This is a genomic window from Pseudomonas sp. R2-60-08W (assembly GCF_003852335.1).
In the GTDB taxonomy this organism is placed as follows: domain Bacteria; phylum Pseudomonadota; class Gammaproteobacteria; order Pseudomonadales; family Pseudomonadaceae; genus Aquipseudomonas.
Genome location: NZ_CP027731.1, coordinates 1,299,819 through 1,314,498, shown reverse-complemented (window position 1 = coordinate 1,314,498; position 14,680 = coordinate 1,299,819). Strand labels below are relative to the sequence as shown.

Genomic DNA, 14,680 nt, shown 5'->3' with positions numbered 1-14,680 from the left:
CATGATCGCATCATTCCATCCGCCCGCCCGCAGCAGCATTCACTGCTGTTCTGCAACGTTTTTTCAGGGCAAAAGAGGCCTGCCCTCCTGCGGCAAGCAACGACACATGCAGTGTCGTGGCCCCTGCCGACGCTCGTCGGCGATCCAGGCCCTGTGAAAAAGGAGAAGTTGAATGCCTTATGAATCGAATGACTCCCTGCTCCAGCTTTTTGAACAAAATGGCACCGACCTCACGCAACAGGTGGACGCGCAACTCCAGCTGATCGCCCCCAACAGTGCAAATATCCCCTTGTATCGCGACATGATCCTCACCGTTCTGCGCATGGCCCAGGACGACCGCGACCGTTGGAACGCCAAGATCACCTTGCGCGCCATACGTGAGTTGGACCACGCCTTCCGTGTGCTCGAACAGTTCAAGGGGCGGCGCAAGGTCACGGTGTTCGGCTCGGCACGTACTCCGGTGGAAAGCCCCCTGTATGCATTGGCTCGAGAGGTAGGCGCGACGTTGGCGCGTTCCGACCTGATGGTCATCACCGGCGGCGGCGGCGGCATCATGGCTGCGGCGCATGAGGGCGCGGGCCTGGAGCATAGCCTGGGGTTCAACATCACCCTGCCGTTTGAACAGCATGCCAATCCGACCATCGACGGCACCGACAACCTGCTGTCCTTCCACTTCTTCTTTACCCGCAAACTGTTTTTCGTCAAGGAAGCCGACGCACTGATCCTGTGCCCAGGTGGTTTCGGCACTTTGGACGAAGCCCTGGAAGTGCTGACCCTGATCCAGACCGGCAAAAGCCCGCTGGTGCCGGTGGTACTGCTGGACGCACCCGGCGGCGGCTTCTGGCAAGGCGCCTTGGATTTTATCCGCAGCCAGCTGGAGGCTAATCGCTATATCCTGCCGACCGACCTCAAGCTCATACGCCTGGTATACAGCGCAGAAGAAGCCGTGGACGAGATCAATCGGTTTTATGCCAACTTCCATTCAACGCGCTGGCTGAAGCGTGAGTTTGTAGTGCGCATGAATCATCCGCTCAGTGACCGCGCCCTGGCTCATTTGCAGGATGAGTTTGCCAGCCTGCGGCTGAGCGGAGCGTTCCAGCAGCTTGCCTACACAGGCGAAGACCATGACGAGTCAAGGTTCAGTCATTTGACGCGACTGGTCTTCAACTTCAATGGCCGTGACCAGGGGCGATTGCGCGAATTGGTGGATTACATCAACCTGCCGGAAAATTGGGTCCAGGCTCAAGGTGAGGCGCAGCAGCGGGTGGCGCCAGAGCCTGCGTGATTTTCTGCAGGCAAAAAAAAAGGCCCACTATTTTCATAGTGGGCCTTTCGTTTTGTGGCGTTCAGTCGTCCATATCCCGACCACTTAACAAGCGGCTGATCATGTCCATCGAAAACCCACGATAGCTCAGGAAGCGGCCTTGCTTCGCACGCTCCCTGGCATCAATTGGCAGATGCCCTGAAAACTTGCGACGCCAAGTCTCTTCCAGCTGCGACTGCCAACTGATACCGCACTCACGCAGGGCGAGGTCGATATCGGCACGTTGCAGGCCACGTTGGCTGAGCTCTTCTCGAATCCGAGCAGGGCCATAACCGGAGCGCGCGCGGTAGGACACAAAGCTTTCGAGGTATCGGGCTTCCGATAGCAGCCCTTCTTCCGTCAAGCGGTCGAGGGCCGTTTCAATCATTTCGGGCTCTGCGCCGCGCTGACGCAATTTGCGCGTCAGCTCGACTCGACCATGCTCGCGCCGTGCGAGCAGGTCCATTGCAGTGCGCCGAACAGCAACGAGTGTATCCAGTACAACAGTCATCGTTTGCTTCAGATGTCAGTGTCGGCTTCTTCCATCTCGTCAACCGGCTCACGGTTGGCGGCGGCTTTGACGTCTGGCGCAGGGGTCAGCAGCTTGTCGCGAATCTGCTTCTCAAGCGTGGCGGCAATATCCGGGTTGTCTGCCAGGAACTTGGCCGAGTTTGCCTTGCCCTGACCAATCTTGCTGCCGTTGTAGGCATACCAGGCACCGGACTTCTCGACGAAACCGTGCAGCACGCCCAGGTCGATCATCTCGCCGTTCAGGTAGATGCCTTTGCCATAAAGAATCTGGAACTCTGCCTGGCGGAAAGGCGGGGCTACTTTGTTCTTCACGACTTTGACGCGGGTTTCGCTACCGACAACCTCGTCACCTTCTTTCACCGCGCCGGTACGACGGATATCCAGACGAACCGAAGCGTAGAACTTCAGCGCGTTACCACCGGTGGTGGTTTCCGGGCTGCCGAACATCACACCGATTTTCATACGGATCTGGTTGATGAAGATCACCAGGCAGTTGGCGTTCTTGATGTTACCGGTGATTTTACGCAGCGCCTGGGACATTAGGCGGGCTTGCAGGCCCACGTGCATGTCGCCCATTTCGCCTTCGATTTCTGCCTTGGGTACCAGGGCAGCCACGGAGTCGACCACGATCACGTCGATGGCGTTGGAGCGCACCAGCATGTCGGTGATTTCCAGGGCTTGCTCACCGGTGTCTGGCTGGGAAACCAGCAGGTCGTCGACGTTGACGCCCAGCTTGCCGGCGTATTCAGGATCCAGGGCGTGCTCGGCATCGACGAATGCGCAGGTGGCGCCCATTTTCTGAGCCTGGGCGATCACCGACAGGGTCAGGGTGGTTTTACCGGAAGATTCAGGACCGTAGATCTCAACGATACGGCCTTTTGGCAGGCCGCCAATGCCGAGCGCGATATCCAGACCCAGAGAGCCAGTGGAGATAGCCGGGATCGCCTGACGGTCGTGATCGCCCATACGCATTACGGCACCCTTGCCGAATTGACGTTCGATCTGACCCAGGGCCGCAGCCAAGGCTTTCTTCTTGTTGTCGTCCATTAAAGTCCTCACGTAATCAATAAGGCCTGACGGCCAACACCTGTATAAGTAGACAGTATTGTTCCACAAAGATCGAAGATCGCCTACCCCTGATTGTCTATTTCTGCTGCAGCTCGTCGCAACAAGCCCTCCAGCGCGGCTTTTACCGTTTGTCGCCGGACTTCATCGCGGTTACCGGGGAAGTGCGCAAGCTCGGCCGTGACCTCATCGCCCACGCCGAACGCCAGCCATACCGTGCCCACCGGTTTGTCCCGCGTACCACCGTCCGGGCCAGCCACGCCGCTGACCGCCACGGCAAACCGCGCCAGGCTTTTTTCCTGTGCCCCTCGCGCCATCGCTTCGACCACTTCCTGGCTGACGGCGCCGACTTTGGAAAACAGCTCTTCCGGCACGTTCAATTGCCGGGTTTTCTGTCGGTTGGAATAGGTGATATAGCCCGCCTCGAACCACGCCGAACTGCCCGGTATGCGCGTGATGGCTTCGGCGATACCGCCGCCGGTGCAGGACTCGGCGGTGGTGACATGGGCATTGAGCACCTGCAAACGGCGCCCCAGTTCAGCAGCCAGTTGAGTGATTTCCTTCACGGTCGTCTCCAGGAATGGGCGGTGGTTCGCCTACCCTACAGCAGCCCATCGGTCATGCAAGTTGCAGAGTGCATCAAAAGACTAACGCGCGACGGCCCGCACATAGGCCTGGCAGGCGCGCAAGGCGATCAGGGCGTTGTCGCCGTCGTCGGTGATGCGGATAATTCGCTGAGCATGCGCCGGGTCAAGTCGGGCTCGTGGGGCTGCATGAACCACGCCGCCGGGGGTGGCGCAGGCGGGCACAGGCGCGCCGCCGGCGGGTTCGGTGGCGTCGAGAAGGACTGACAACCGCACATCAGCAGTGGCCAGGCGGTCGCGCAGAGCAGCTTGGTTACGTTGGGCATCGCTCAACTCCTGGGTGTGTTGGTGGTCGCTGGCGTTGAGCTGTTGCTCCAGAGCCAGGCGCTTTTGTTGTTCTGCCTGTTGCTGCTCAAACGCGGCCTGGCGTTGCTGGCTGAGCGCCAGCGCATGACCCGCCGCCTGCTGCTCAAGCTGCGCACCATAGCGCCAGGCCTGCACTTGCCACACCAGCGCAAGCAGCAGGCAAATGCCGACCCAGCGCAACCAGCCTAGGAAACGCATAACACCGCCTTCGCCCGTTCCCACAATTGCACACGGTCCTGCAGGCCGTTCAGGCCGCCGTTGATACGCCGGGTAATCGTGGTGAACTGGTCCTTGTCGGCCAATTCGTTGAGGCCGTTGGTTTGCCAGAACCAGGCGGCGGATTCGCAGGCCCATTGGGGTTGTTCGAGCAGCTGCGGTTGTTGCAGCAGGCGGTCATCGCCAAACAATGCCTGGCTGCACGCCAGGTAGTTGCGCCGTCCCGTGACCTGAATCAGCCCCCTGCCCCGGTACTTCTGCCCATCACCATCCGCCTCCGAGGTATTGCCCAAGCGGGCGGACAGGGTGCCGGTGTCATACTTGCTGAGGTAGTGATCGCTGCCCAGCTCGCGCACGTAGCGCAATTCGGCGGATTCGTGGCCGATCTGGGCGAGGAAAGCGGCGATGCGCTTGGCACTGTTAACGTCGTACCGGACGAAGGCTTCATTTAAAGGAGACAAAAAAATGCCCGCTCGAAGGCGGGCCCCAGGCATCACACCCAGAAGCTGGGCAAGTGTCATCAGCATTGGTTTTACTCTGAAAAAGTGTCTACACCGACAAACCGCTGGCCTGGATCGTGCACCGATAGCCGTCTGCTCGTTTACCGCTGGCCGTTACCTTCTTGATCGACCAGCGCCCCTGCATAAAGCTTGGCCACGACTCGTCCAGCAGCAACAAGCCTTCAGCGGCCAACGACGGATTACCGGGGCAAACCACATTGATCTGCAACCCTTCCCGTCCCACACGCCGCATCTCTCCCTGCGCCGCTGAGCGCGCTTCGTCCTCGCTCTGGTAGCGTTGCGTCACCACCTTGAACGGCGCGATGCCCACCTCTACGACATGCTTTTTGCCGGCCGCCGCATCCCACCAGGACGTTTGCGCGCCGTTGTATTTGGCACGGCAGGCTTCGGTGAAGCTGGCGCTGATAAAGGCCTGGTCACCCGGGCGATTGCTACGGGTAACGGACAACTGCACATCCGGCAGTGCCTTGCCCGACAACGACTTGATCTGGCCTTTACGCCCTAGCACATACAGCTCGTCGACAGGCTTGGCCACCGCATCGAAGCGTTTGGCCAGCCTGGTCAGAAAGGCCATGTCGCTTTCATTGGTCTGATCGATGTGCGCGATCTGCTCGCGCTCGAGTTCAGGCGCCACACGCGGCGAAAAACCGTAGCGGCTGGTCAATTGGCGAAACAGTGCGCCCAAGGTTATCGGCCCATGACTGGCGGTACGGCGCTGCTTGAATTCGTGCTGATCGAACGGCGCTGCCGTGGCCACCAGCGCCAAGCGCATCGGGAACAGCGACGGTGTTCGCTGAGTGATCTTGAACACGCCCTTATCCACCAGACCGGACTCAAGGTACCCCACGCGCAAGCCGATTTTGCCGCCCAGCTCGGGCAACCCTTCAAGGCCCTCGATATCGAGGGTCAACGTGAGCTGGTCGGATACAAAGCCCGCTGCGTCGACATGCTCCCATTCCAATAGCCGCTCGTTGAACAGCGCAGCATTGGCGCCATACAGCTCCACTACAGGTGTGAATCCAAGTGCCATGATCGCTCCTTAATCCCAGGCTGAAACCGGCCGGCTCGCAGCAGGTTGCGCGTCCAATTCGGGCACCAGCACGCTGACGCCTGCCGGCAATACCGCGCCCTTTTCCGCCAGCTCCGGATTCAAGCGCCACAGCGCTTCTTCTGCGGCATCATCACAACGCCCCAGCTCTCGGTAGAGCAGCAGGTTCACCGAGTCGCCAGCGATACTTCGAACCCTACGCATTGACGAACTCCTCCAATACCAGCGACCAACCGATCGCCATCGCCGTACCGTCGTCGATCACGCTGGTTTGTTTTTCGCTGATCGACTTGATGGTCCACAAACCCCAGTTACGCCCCAGGCCGTCCACCAACGGCAACGGTGCCCGCAGGTCTTGCAAGGCGCGCAACTCATCCAGGCGCTGCATGCCCTTGGCACGCGCTGCCTTGCCACCAAAGGCCAGTGTTTCCAGACCCTGCCCCACTTGGCTCGACTTGGGTTTGCCAGCAATGATGTTCAGGCTGACCCAGCCACCAGTGCTTCCACGATCCAGGGTGTCGTAGGCGAACCCGCGCGACAGCCCGAAAATAAAAGTGCCCAACACCATCTGTTGTCGCATCACACAGCTCCATCGGTGAGTGCTGCGCCACGTCGCGTCGCCAGCAGGTTGTCCATCGACAGCGGGGTAAATTGCGCTTCGATCTGTTGCACCACGAGTGTCGCCAATTGCTGATAGCTGGCTTGTTCCGGCGCGTTGATAGTGATTTGCGGGGCAAAGTTGATTTGGCGGTTATCGGCTTGAGGGTTGTTGAGGTTGTGGCTGACCTCCGAAGGGGGCGGCAAGCGATCCTCGGACCCCATCACTTTTTCAGCCAGCCAGGCGCCAACGTCGCTGCCGACGAACGTCCCGACGGCACCGCCGACCACCTTGCCGATGGCACCACCGGCAACGCCGCCCATGACGCCACCCAGCAGCGTGCCGGCACCCGGCACAACCGAACCGATCACCGCCCCCGCCAGCGTACCGACAGCTCGGCCAAGCGCCATGCCGGCGAACTCACCGGCAAAACCACCGGCAACCCCGCCGCCTACCGAGCCCACGCTGGTGCCAACCGCTTCACCCAGATTCCCCGACAGCGCGCCCTTGGTGACATCGACTCCGGCGTTCGCCAGCACCAGCCCCAATGCAGCCCCCTTGGCGGCTTTGCTGGCCTTCGCCGTTCTGCGCGACCCACCAGCGCCCGGCGCCGAACCCGGCGGACGTTTGCCTGCAGGTGTTTCGTTACTCTGAGATTGCTGCGGGCGGGCGGATGAGTCGATGGCGCCGCCTTCGCCAAGAATTTTCCCGGCGACCTTTTCAAAGACCTTGTCCTTCACCGCATCAAAGACGCCGGAAATCACCGGCACCAGCGCAGCCCCCGCCAACGTGACAGCGGCAGTGGCCTGAGGCAGGGCTTCGGCCAACCAACTCACGCGATTGACCAAACCGGTCATCGCCGTCAGCGAGGTATCCACAACAGGCGCCAGGGCGGTGTCGGAAGCGGTTTGCAAACGTGTAGTACTGGCCTCGTAGGCCTGCCGACGGGCCTGGGTGGAATCGGCGCGAACCGCTGCCGAGCGCAGGAGAGCGCCATGATCCCCCAGCGCCGATGTGGCGTAGCTGGATGTGTCGGCCACTTGCGAAAAGGCCAGCTTCACAGTGTCGATCATCGGCACCAGGCTCAGAATCGCCTGGTTACCGTCGAACAGTTGCGTCGCCAGCGCCGCCTGTCTTTCGGCCGGTTGCGCTTTGAGTGCCTCCAGCACGGTGACCAGGGTCTGCGCAGCATCCTGTTTCATTCCGCCGGCCAACATTTCGGGGTCAAGCTTCAGCGCTGCCCAGGCGTTACGCTGCCCAGGGGAAGCGCTGTCGCCTTTAGCCAGGGCGGCACTGATTTTTTCCAGCCCGAGGCCAGCAGCGCCTTTGCCGTTACCGGCACTCAGCAACGCCGCCGACAGTGCCGCCGCCTGCGCGGGGCTCATGCCCGCATCCGTCGCGGCAGCACCCTGATGTCGCACGATGGCCGCGATATCCGCCGATTCGGCCTTGAGCGAGACAACATTGCCCAGCACAGTTGTCGCGTCGGCCAAGTCCAGGGTTTGTGCACGGTCCAGATGCATTGACTCGCGCCAGCCACCGATGAGGTCGCCGGCGTGCTTGACATCGATTTTGAATGCCGTCGCCATGATCGCGGCGTCGCGGGCAAACTGCTGCAGGTCAGCCTGGCGCCCGGCCTGGTCGATATTGCCTGAAGCGTCAACTCGGTCGCTGCCGATACCCGACTTGGCGGCAACGTACTCGACCTTCGCAAGGTCAACGGCGCTTGCGCCACTGGCCGCCACCACAGGCTCCGACGCCATGGCGAGGTTGGCTTCACGCATTGACTTGCGCTCGCGTCCGACGAATTGCAACAGTTGGCCCAGGTCGGTCATCGCGGCATCCAGTGCCTGCGACGGTGTGCCTGTATTGGCCGTCGTGCTGGTAGTGGTATCGCTCGCTCCCGCCAGCTCGACGTCGGCTTGCCGAGCGTCCATCACCTTGAGCAGCGAGACGTTGAACAGCTCGAGCGTCTCCACAAGCCGGCTCTGGCCTTCGGCCAGATGATTGATCTGCAGGCTGGCATCGGCCAATGCCAATGCCAGGTTCGCAGCACTCCCCGGCACGGCCTCAGCCGGACCCGTCAGCGTTTGCGCGAACGGGTTGAGGCTGGCCTGCCCCCCACCCTGTGCCAGTGAGCCTTGAGTCAGCCAGCCGTCCTTGACGATGGCCGACCCGCCCGCATAGTTACTGTCTGCCATCCCGCTCTACTCCTGTTTGAGCCCAAGGCGACTGATCGCGATGTCATAGCGGCGCATTGCTTTCCCGGCTTCCCAATCGAGGATTTCCGCTTCGCTTACCGAGTAAACCAGCGGTACTACATCGAGGATCACTTCGATGTCGCGTTCCGAAAGAAGTCCGCCGGTTTGTTTAAAAAATCGTCGATGCGCCCCTGCAACTCTGTCCAGTCGGGCACGGTGAGTCCGGCGAGATCGGGAATCATCAGGCCGGCGCAATGCGCGGTGATGAACTCGGCACGTTCTTTATTGGTGGGCAGCTTTTTCATCACTTTGGTGGCGCGCAGGGCGGGCATTTCCAGGGTGACGTGGGTGAGCGTGCGGCCGCTGGCCTCAAGGGGCAGCAGCAGCGCGACCTGCTCGCAGGTCAACGATTCGCGTGGCGCATCGGCTTGATCGAGGAAGAACGATGCAGGCTGAGTCGACATCTCGTGTACGTACTGCGCGATGCTGACGTAGTCCGGGCGCTTGAGTTGGTCGAGTTCTTTTTCCGACAGGCCGGTGGCGAGCTTTGCCAGTTCAAAAAACTGGTCATCCTCATCGTCGCCAGCGCGTGCCAGGGCTTCTTTCTGTGGCGCGTAGAACAACGGCTTCAGTTGAATCTGCTCGATCACGACGCCGGTGTCGGCGGTGATCGGGGACAGCAGGATGTGTAACGGAGGCATCCAGGCCATGGGGCAATTCCTTGATGGGGTATGGAGGCGAGCTGACCCGCCCCCAGGGGGATTAAGGCATCAGCACGGCGCGGCGCGCGTCACCGAGGATATCGACGCCGTTGAGCACGAACTTCTGGGTGCGCACATCGATGTCGATCACCGGAATACCGTTTTCCAGACGGCTGTAGGTGCGGCAGGACAGTTCCAGGGTGGTGACCGGCTTGGCGTTCATCGTCAGCGCGGTTTCGCTCAGAGACTTCAACTTGCCGCCTACGGTGTGGTAGGTGAAGTAGGTCTTGCCATCCTGGTCCTGGCCGGCTTCACGCACGTTCAACAGGATGTCATCACCCTGCGTGACGCCAAGCGCCAGCAGAATTTCTGCACCAACGCCTTGCAATACCAGGGTTGCGCCCAGCACCTTGGCGCTTTTGGCCACCTCTTCGGCGATGAAACGCCCGCCGGTCATCGGGTCCATTTCGAACTCGATCTTCGGCGGCGTAAAGGAATCGACCGTTGCCGACAACGGCAGGCCTTGAAGGGTGGCCGCAATGGCCTGTCTGACTCGGTTGGTAAACATTAGAGAACGTCCTCCAGGAACTGCTCGATGATTTCATCGCGGGCGTTGAGTTGATAAACCATGTGTTCGTTCGGCGCGTAGCGGCCGTAGTCAATGACGATGAACCAGGTGCCGTTCTTGTACTTCTCGACGCTGTTCAACTCAGGGTGCAGGTAGACGCTGCCGCCAGGGATGGTTTCGTCGGCAACCAGGGTTTGCAGCCAGTCGTTGATGCGCTTGACCTCCTGGTCCATGAAGGACTTGGTGAGGTTCTTGGCCATGGCCTTCTGGCCGGCCTTGACCAGTTTGCGGCTGATGGCGTCTTCGAGGCCGACGTAGCTGATGAACTTGCCGGTGATGGAACGGTTACCCAGCAGCGAGAAACCGCCGAGCACCGTGCGGGCGTAGTAGCTCACACCATAACGGTTGAGCAGGTCGCCTTCGGTGGAGGTGTCGAGGATGTTGTACTCGACGACGCGGGAAACGTCTTCGGCGAAGGTCACCTGATTACCTGGGCTTTCCCATTGCTTGACCTTGGCAAGCGCGGCGATGGCCAACGAGGACGGCGACAGGAACACGTTCTTTTTCGCGGCTTTGGAATACACCGACGGCATGTTGTGCACCAACAGGCAACGGTCGAAGCCAAGGTCGGCGCCGCCCAGTTCGCCGCTGTAGGTCACTTGATCGGCGACCGAAGCGTCCTTGCCATCCAGCACCACACGGGCCTTGATGCGCTTGCCGAAGGAGGCGAACTCGCCGGCCACAGCCTTGGTGCCGGTAAAGCCCGGGGCGCCGATGATGGTCAGGTCTTCAGGCACGCTGCCCAGGGCAGCCAGGCCGAGTTTGCGGCCGGTGACGGGGTCGTTGCCGCCGATCACATTGTTGACCGTGTCGGCCGGCGTGGCGCCTTCTTCGACGATGACCACATAGACCGGCACCTTCACCACTTTGAGGATCTGGTACACCGCTTGGAACAGCGTGCCCGACTCGGTACCGGTAGGGTCCAGCAGCGCCTGGGTGGTAAAGCTGTTGATGCGGAACGGGGCGTTTTTCGGGATCGATGCATGGGCGTTGGGGGCGGTGCCCACCAGGCCGATGACGTTATCACCCAGGCCACCCATGGCCTCGGGGGATTCGGTGGCATTCACGGTGATGCCGTTGTGCTCGAAGTTCAAAACCTCAGCCATGATTAGTCAGCCTTCTTGGGGGTGGAGTTGAGGACGCTGGTCAGTTCCAGGCGGCCAGCGGTGCGCAGGGCGGATGCTTCGACGTCCAGCAATTCAAGCTCCTCGCCAGCGGTGGACCAGTGGCCGTTACCGATGGGGAAAGGGATGAGGACGGTGTAGGTTTGGCGGGTGGGCATGGGTAGGATTCTCCGGGTGAGAAACGCCAAAGCCCCTGCGGGGAGGGGCTTTGGGAGGGCGAAAAAAAACCGCTTTCGCGGTTATCAGTTATTTCAGGAAATCGGGTTTGGATGGCCAGAGCACTGCGTCTGGATCCTCTCCCTGATCAGGAATATCACGCAGTTTTTGACGGTATTCAGCGAATAAGAGCTTATGGGTGTCGAGCATCGGATAGTCTGGCATTGCTGCATAATCACTCGCCGACAAGTCTTGATCCCTTGCCTTACGAATCATTTCCCACTTGATAATCGGATGAAGTTCAGCAGGTATAAATAGTGGTTTCATATTCTCTCCTCAGCCTAGGGCCAACATCGTTCCCCAATCACCTGGGTTGGTTACAACGCCTGTGCATGCCCCTGCGAGCATCACCTCAACAACGCCGGTTGAAGAGGTGCGCATCGGGTGCAGGTGGTAATAAGTTCCAAACAATTCTGTAGGAGAAATAACACTGGAACACCAGCGCCATTTGCCTTTTTCAACGCCATTACTCCATGCCCCAGACACGTTACCCTCCAAAAGACGTACGAAGGCACCAACCGTCAGGTAGGAGTTCTGCGGTACTGCGCCAGAGCCATTCGCGAGCGCCATATCGACAGTGTAAGGGAACGCGAGCCAAGGACTAACGCCTGACACCGACCACTTCATTTGCCACAGGTATACGAACGTGCGCCAATAGTCGCTGGCCCTGATTTCAAAGTTTGGATATTGTTCACGCACGTCTGCCTGCACCTGAAGCAAGAAATCCACATCAGCTTGCGGGCGTCCGGCCGCTTGAGAGACAGAGGTGATAGTTCGCAGCTTGGTGGGCGTCACTTCAGCATGAATCCCCCAATTTTCAATCAGTGTTCCGTCGGCATTCGGGGACAAATTGAAGTTCTTGGTGACCGCCAATCTTGGGAGTCTATTTTTCAACTCCGCCAATTGAGCGTCATACGCTTGGCGGGCATCTACTATCGCCCTATCAATTTCTCCAACTTTTCCGGTAATGACGTTAGTCAAGTTATTTGCCGCGTTTACGACGGCAGCAAGTTGCTGTTCGGTACTCAAATGAATGCTCCTAAACGCATGGAAAGCGTCATATAAAATCAATTAAAAACGCTCTATTTTCTTTCGACTTCCATCACTCGAAATAGAACCCCTACACCGCGTGCCATATTGTCTATGCTCGCAGCTGATAAGGCCGCAATTTCATCAGTCAATAGCACATTCAAATTGTCATTCCCCACCACAATCGTCACGCTATCCGCCGGCAACGGCGAAATATCCAGCGTGAACTTCTGCAGTACCCGCGCCGCCGCTGCTTTATACGTCAGCAACTTCCCTGCCACGGAATACACCGCCAGCAAAGTCCCACTGGCGAGGTAAAAACCGAACTCGCCAATCTCATACTCACCGTCGCCGTCAAACAGCGCGGCCATCCTGAGTTGGCGCTCGCCCAGGTCTTCGTAATCCACAATGGCGACCCGTTGGCGCTCATCGCGCAAGGCCAATTCCGTGCCATCAGGGTTGTAGCGGCCGGTACCGGCGCCGATGTGGGTGATCTCGCCTTTGAGGCCCTGGTTCTTCGCCTGCAGCACTTCATCCAAACCCTTGGAGGTGAAGCGCACCAGGCGCGTGATTTCATCTGTCATGGCTGCGCCCTGAGGTCGTAGTCGTTAATGGTGTAGTGCCGGGCAACGCCGACACTGTTAAGTCGAGCAGCCAATGCAAACTCCGGCAGCGCGCCGTTTAAACACAGCTCGCCGTCGCTTAGCGGGGCATGAAGGACCTGCGTCAACGCAAGCCGACCTTCGGTTTCGTGAACAACCGTAATCGTCGCCTGATCCCGCTCGCTTTTGGCTGCGTTGATGCGGCGGATCAGCCGGTTGTGGTCACCACTGGACCAACTGCGCCCAATGATCGCCTGCACGTCGAAGGTATAGGGCGTACCGATTGGCCGCTGCTGATACCAGGCGCTGATGTTGGGGGTGAATCCCAGTGACTCCACCGCATAGCTCAGCGCCTTGGGTGTGCCGGCCTGGCGCTGGATCTGCCAGGACAAGGCCACGGTCAGGCGCTTTTCCGATTCGCTGGCATCGGCATCCCATTCACTGACGCCGCGGTCGGCGGCCAGGTAAGGAAGAAATTCGCTGGGGGTTTGCAGTGGGTTCATCAACGCAGGAAACGGCGGCGTGACTCGCTTGAGCAACTGGCCGAAGCCCAAGTCCAGGGCCTTTTCCAGCGGTGAACTGTTGGCCGGCAACAAACTCGCGTCAGGTTCACTCATAGCGTACGCACCTCCACATCGACACCCGTGCAATACGGGGCCTGGAACGCGCTGCTGACAATCGGCGCCAGCGGTTCAAGGATTTGCAGTTGCGCCGCCCCTGCACTGTGGATGGCGTAGTCGATCCAGCTGGGGTCGACGCGCCCTTCCAGGCGATGACAGGAGTCCGCGTAAGTCTGCAGCAATTGCTGCGCCGCCACTTGGGTCAGGCCCGAGTCCGGGCCGGCGTTGATCTTGGCGATGACGCGAATCTTGTAGGGTTGAATCTGTGCGCCCTGGACGGTGACGAGATCGGTTTCCGGCCGTACATCCGGCCGTGCGAAATGTCGGCGTACACCGTCAAGCAAATCGGCAGAGGGGGTACCGTCGCCCTCACGAGACAACACGGTGACCATCACCTCGCCGGGCGCGATGCGACGGCCATTGCCGTCCTTGACCTGTGCCGCATAGCCGTCCGGGTCGAAGGTGTAGCTGACGGTCACCACGCCCGGCGAGGCGCTCTGTACCTTGACCGTGGGTCTCTCGCCAAGGGTGAACACTTCGCGGCGATACTGCATCCGCGAGCCGGCGGCCGGGGCATGGGGCGCGAGGTAATAGCGCAAGCGAGCATCGTCGTCGCTTTCCAGGGTCGGCGGCACGGGCGGGAAGGCCGCCGGGTCACCGGGATCGAGCACCTGGCGTTCAAGGCCCATGTCAGCCAAGCGCGCATCCAGATTGCTGCCGGTGGCCCACCACGCCAGCATCTGCTTGATGCGTGCATTGTATTTGCGCTCATGGGTTTGCAGGCGCACGCAAAAGGCCTCGAGCGCCAACGTCAGCAGTTCACTTTCGTTGTCGAGGCTGACCTTGAGTTTGGCCGCGCTATGCGGTGCACGGGTGGCGACGTAATCGACCACGAACGCCTTGAATTCGGCGAGCAGCGGCTCGAACTCATCGACTGCAATAATCGCCGGCTCGGCCAGTTGGTTCTGGCCAGGGATCAGCATGCTCATGTCACGACCTCGAAGGATTGTTGGCGGTTTTTCCAGGTGCCGGCAAAGCGCAGTAGCAGCCCGGCGCCCTGGCGGGTGGCGACGATGACCTCGGGCTGGAAATCGCCGATGCCGTTCTGCGCGTTGTAAAACGCCTGGGCGGCGTGGCTTTGAGCGAGCAGCAGCAGGTCATCGCCAAGGTTCTGCCCGAGCAGTTGCGGGATCAGCGAGCCATACAGCGGACGCTTCTGCCGCGTGCCGACAGGTGTGGTCAGCGCTCGGGTGGCACGCTGCACGAATTGCAGCCAGTCATCGACGGCTGCCCCGGTGTTGCGATCGATGCCGATCATGGAATGTCC

General features: G+C 60.2%; 20 protein-coding genes. 1 reads left to right on the top strand and 19 read right to left on the bottom strand.

The window, feature by feature from the left end; genetic code table 11:
* The first annotated feature begins 172 nt into the window (after window positions 1-172).
* Window positions 173-1,285 carry a TIGR00730 family Rossman fold protein gene (locus C4J90_RS05860; protein ID WP_124419403.1) on the top strand — a complete coding sequence of 371 codons (1,113 nt, stop codon included), beginning with the start codon at window positions 173-175 and terminating at the stop codon, window positions 1,283-1,285.
* A gap of 61 nt (window positions 1,286-1,346) precedes the next feature.
* On the opposite strand, the gene recX is transcribed toward C4J90_RS05860, so the two are convergent.
* The 19 genes from recX to C4J90_RS05770 form a co-directional block, all read right to left on the bottom strand.
* A complete protein-coding gene (gene recX, locus C4J90_RS05855; protein ID WP_124366036.1) occupies window positions 1,347-1,814 on the bottom strand; it encodes a recombination regulator RecX in 468 nt (155 codons plus the stop codon).
* Between the two features lie 8 nt (window positions 1,815-1,822).
* Entirely contained in the window at window positions 1,823-2,881 is a 1,059-nt protein-coding gene (gene recA / locus C4J90_RS05850) for a recombinase RecA (protein ID WP_005785454.1), read from the bottom strand.
* Window positions 2,882-2,964: 83 nt separating this feature from the next.
* Complete coding sequence (locus tag C4J90_RS05845; protein WP_124419402.1) at window positions 2,965-3,465, bottom strand: CinA family protein; 501 nt, start codon at window positions 3,463-3,465, stop codon at window positions 2,965-2,967.
* 81 nt (window positions 3,466-3,546) lie between these two features.
* Window positions 3,547-4,047: a lysis system i-spanin subunit Rz gene (locus C4J90_RS05840; RefSeq protein ID WP_124419401.1), complete on the bottom strand. Its 501-nt coding sequence runs from the start codon at window positions 4,045-4,047 to the stop codon at window positions 3,547-3,549.
* Window positions 4,035-4,592 (bottom strand): glycoside hydrolase family 19 protein, encoded by a 558-nt coding sequence (locus tag C4J90_RS05835; RefSeq protein WP_124413981.1) that lies wholly within the window; start codon window positions 4,590-4,592, stop codon window positions 4,035-4,037. Before C4J90_RS05835 ends, C4J90_RS05840 begins: the two co-directional genes overlap by 13 nt.
* 22 nt (window positions 4,593-4,614) lie before the next feature.
* Window positions 4,615-5,616 (bottom strand): contractile injection system protein, VgrG/Pvc8 family, encoded by a 1,002-nt coding sequence (locus C4J90_RS05830; protein ID WP_124419400.1) that lies wholly within the window; start codon window positions 5,614-5,616, stop codon window positions 4,615-4,617.
* A 9-nt stretch (window positions 5,617-5,625) separates the two neighbouring features.
* Window positions 5,626-5,838: a tail protein X gene (locus C4J90_RS05825; RefSeq protein ID WP_124403261.1), complete on the bottom strand. Its 213-nt coding sequence runs from the start codon at window positions 5,836-5,838 to the stop codon at window positions 5,626-5,628.
* Window positions 5,831-6,214, bottom strand: coding sequence for a phage tail protein (locus C4J90_RS05820; RefSeq protein ID WP_124419399.1), 384 nt, complete (start codon window positions 6,212-6,214; stop codon window positions 5,831-5,833). The genes C4J90_RS05825 and C4J90_RS05820 overlap by 8 nt, the downstream gene beginning before the upstream one ends.
* The gene (locus tag C4J90_RS05815; RefSeq protein ID WP_124419398.1) at window positions 6,214-8,433 is read right to left on the bottom strand and encodes a phage tail tape measure protein; all 2,220 of its coding nucleotides are present in this window, start codon (window positions 8,431-8,433) and stop codon (window positions 6,214-6,216) included. The genes C4J90_RS05820 and C4J90_RS05815 overlap by 1 nt, the downstream gene beginning before the upstream one ends.
* Before the next feature lie 128 nt (window positions 8,434-8,561).
* A complete protein-coding gene (locus C4J90_RS05810; protein WP_124361539.1) occupies window positions 8,562-9,143 on the bottom strand; it encodes a phage tail assembly protein in 582 nt (193 codons plus the stop codon).
* Between the two features lie 52 nt (window positions 9,144-9,195).
* On the bottom strand, window positions 9,196-9,702 hold the full coding sequence (locus C4J90_RS05805; protein WP_124419397.1) for a phage major tail tube protein: 507 nt from the start codon (window positions 9,700-9,702) through the stop codon (window positions 9,196-9,198).
* Window positions 9,702-10,868 (bottom strand): phage tail protein, encoded by a 1,167-nt coding sequence (locus tag C4J90_RS05800; protein WP_124366027.1) that lies wholly within the window; start codon window positions 10,866-10,868, stop codon window positions 9,702-9,704. Before C4J90_RS05800 ends, C4J90_RS05805 begins: the two co-directional genes overlap by 1 nt.
* 2 nt (window positions 10,869-10,870) lie before the next feature.
* Window positions 10,871-11,044 carry a hypothetical protein gene (locus C4J90_RS26835; RefSeq protein ID WP_164484513.1) on the bottom strand — a complete coding sequence of 58 codons (174 nt, stop codon included), beginning with the start codon at window positions 11,042-11,044 and terminating at the stop codon, window positions 10,871-10,873.
* An 88-nt stretch (window positions 11,045-11,132) separates the two neighbouring features.
* The gene (locus C4J90_RS05795; RefSeq protein WP_124361536.1) at window positions 11,133-11,369 is read right to left on the bottom strand and encodes a tail fiber assembly protein; all 237 of its coding nucleotides are present in this window, start codon (window positions 11,367-11,369) and stop codon (window positions 11,133-11,135) included.
* A gap of 9 nt (window positions 11,370-11,378) precedes the next feature.
* Entirely contained in the window at window positions 11,379-12,131 is a 753-nt protein-coding gene (locus tag C4J90_RS05790) for a hypothetical protein (RefSeq protein ID WP_124361535.1), read from the bottom strand.
* 53 nt (window positions 12,132-12,184) lie between these two features.
* Entirely contained in the window at window positions 12,185-12,715 is a 531-nt protein-coding gene (locus C4J90_RS05785; protein ID WP_124361534.1) for a hypothetical protein, read from the bottom strand.
* Entirely contained in the window at window positions 12,712-13,350 is a 639-nt protein-coding gene (locus tag C4J90_RS05780; RefSeq protein ID WP_124361533.1) for a phage tail protein I, read from the bottom strand. Before C4J90_RS05780 ends, C4J90_RS05785 begins: the two co-directional genes overlap by 4 nt.
* On the bottom strand, window positions 13,347-14,342 hold the full coding sequence (locus tag C4J90_RS05775) for a baseplate J/gp47 family protein (protein WP_124419396.1): 996 nt from the start codon (window positions 14,340-14,342) through the stop codon (window positions 13,347-13,349). The genes C4J90_RS05780 and C4J90_RS05775 overlap by 4 nt, the downstream gene beginning before the upstream one ends.
* Window positions 14,339-14,671, bottom strand: coding sequence for a phage baseplate protein (locus C4J90_RS05770; RefSeq protein WP_124361531.1), 333 nt, complete (start codon window positions 14,669-14,671; stop codon window positions 14,339-14,341). Before C4J90_RS05770 ends, C4J90_RS05775 begins: the two co-directional genes overlap by 4 nt.
* Between the last annotated feature and the right edge of the window lie 9 nt (window positions 14,672-14,680).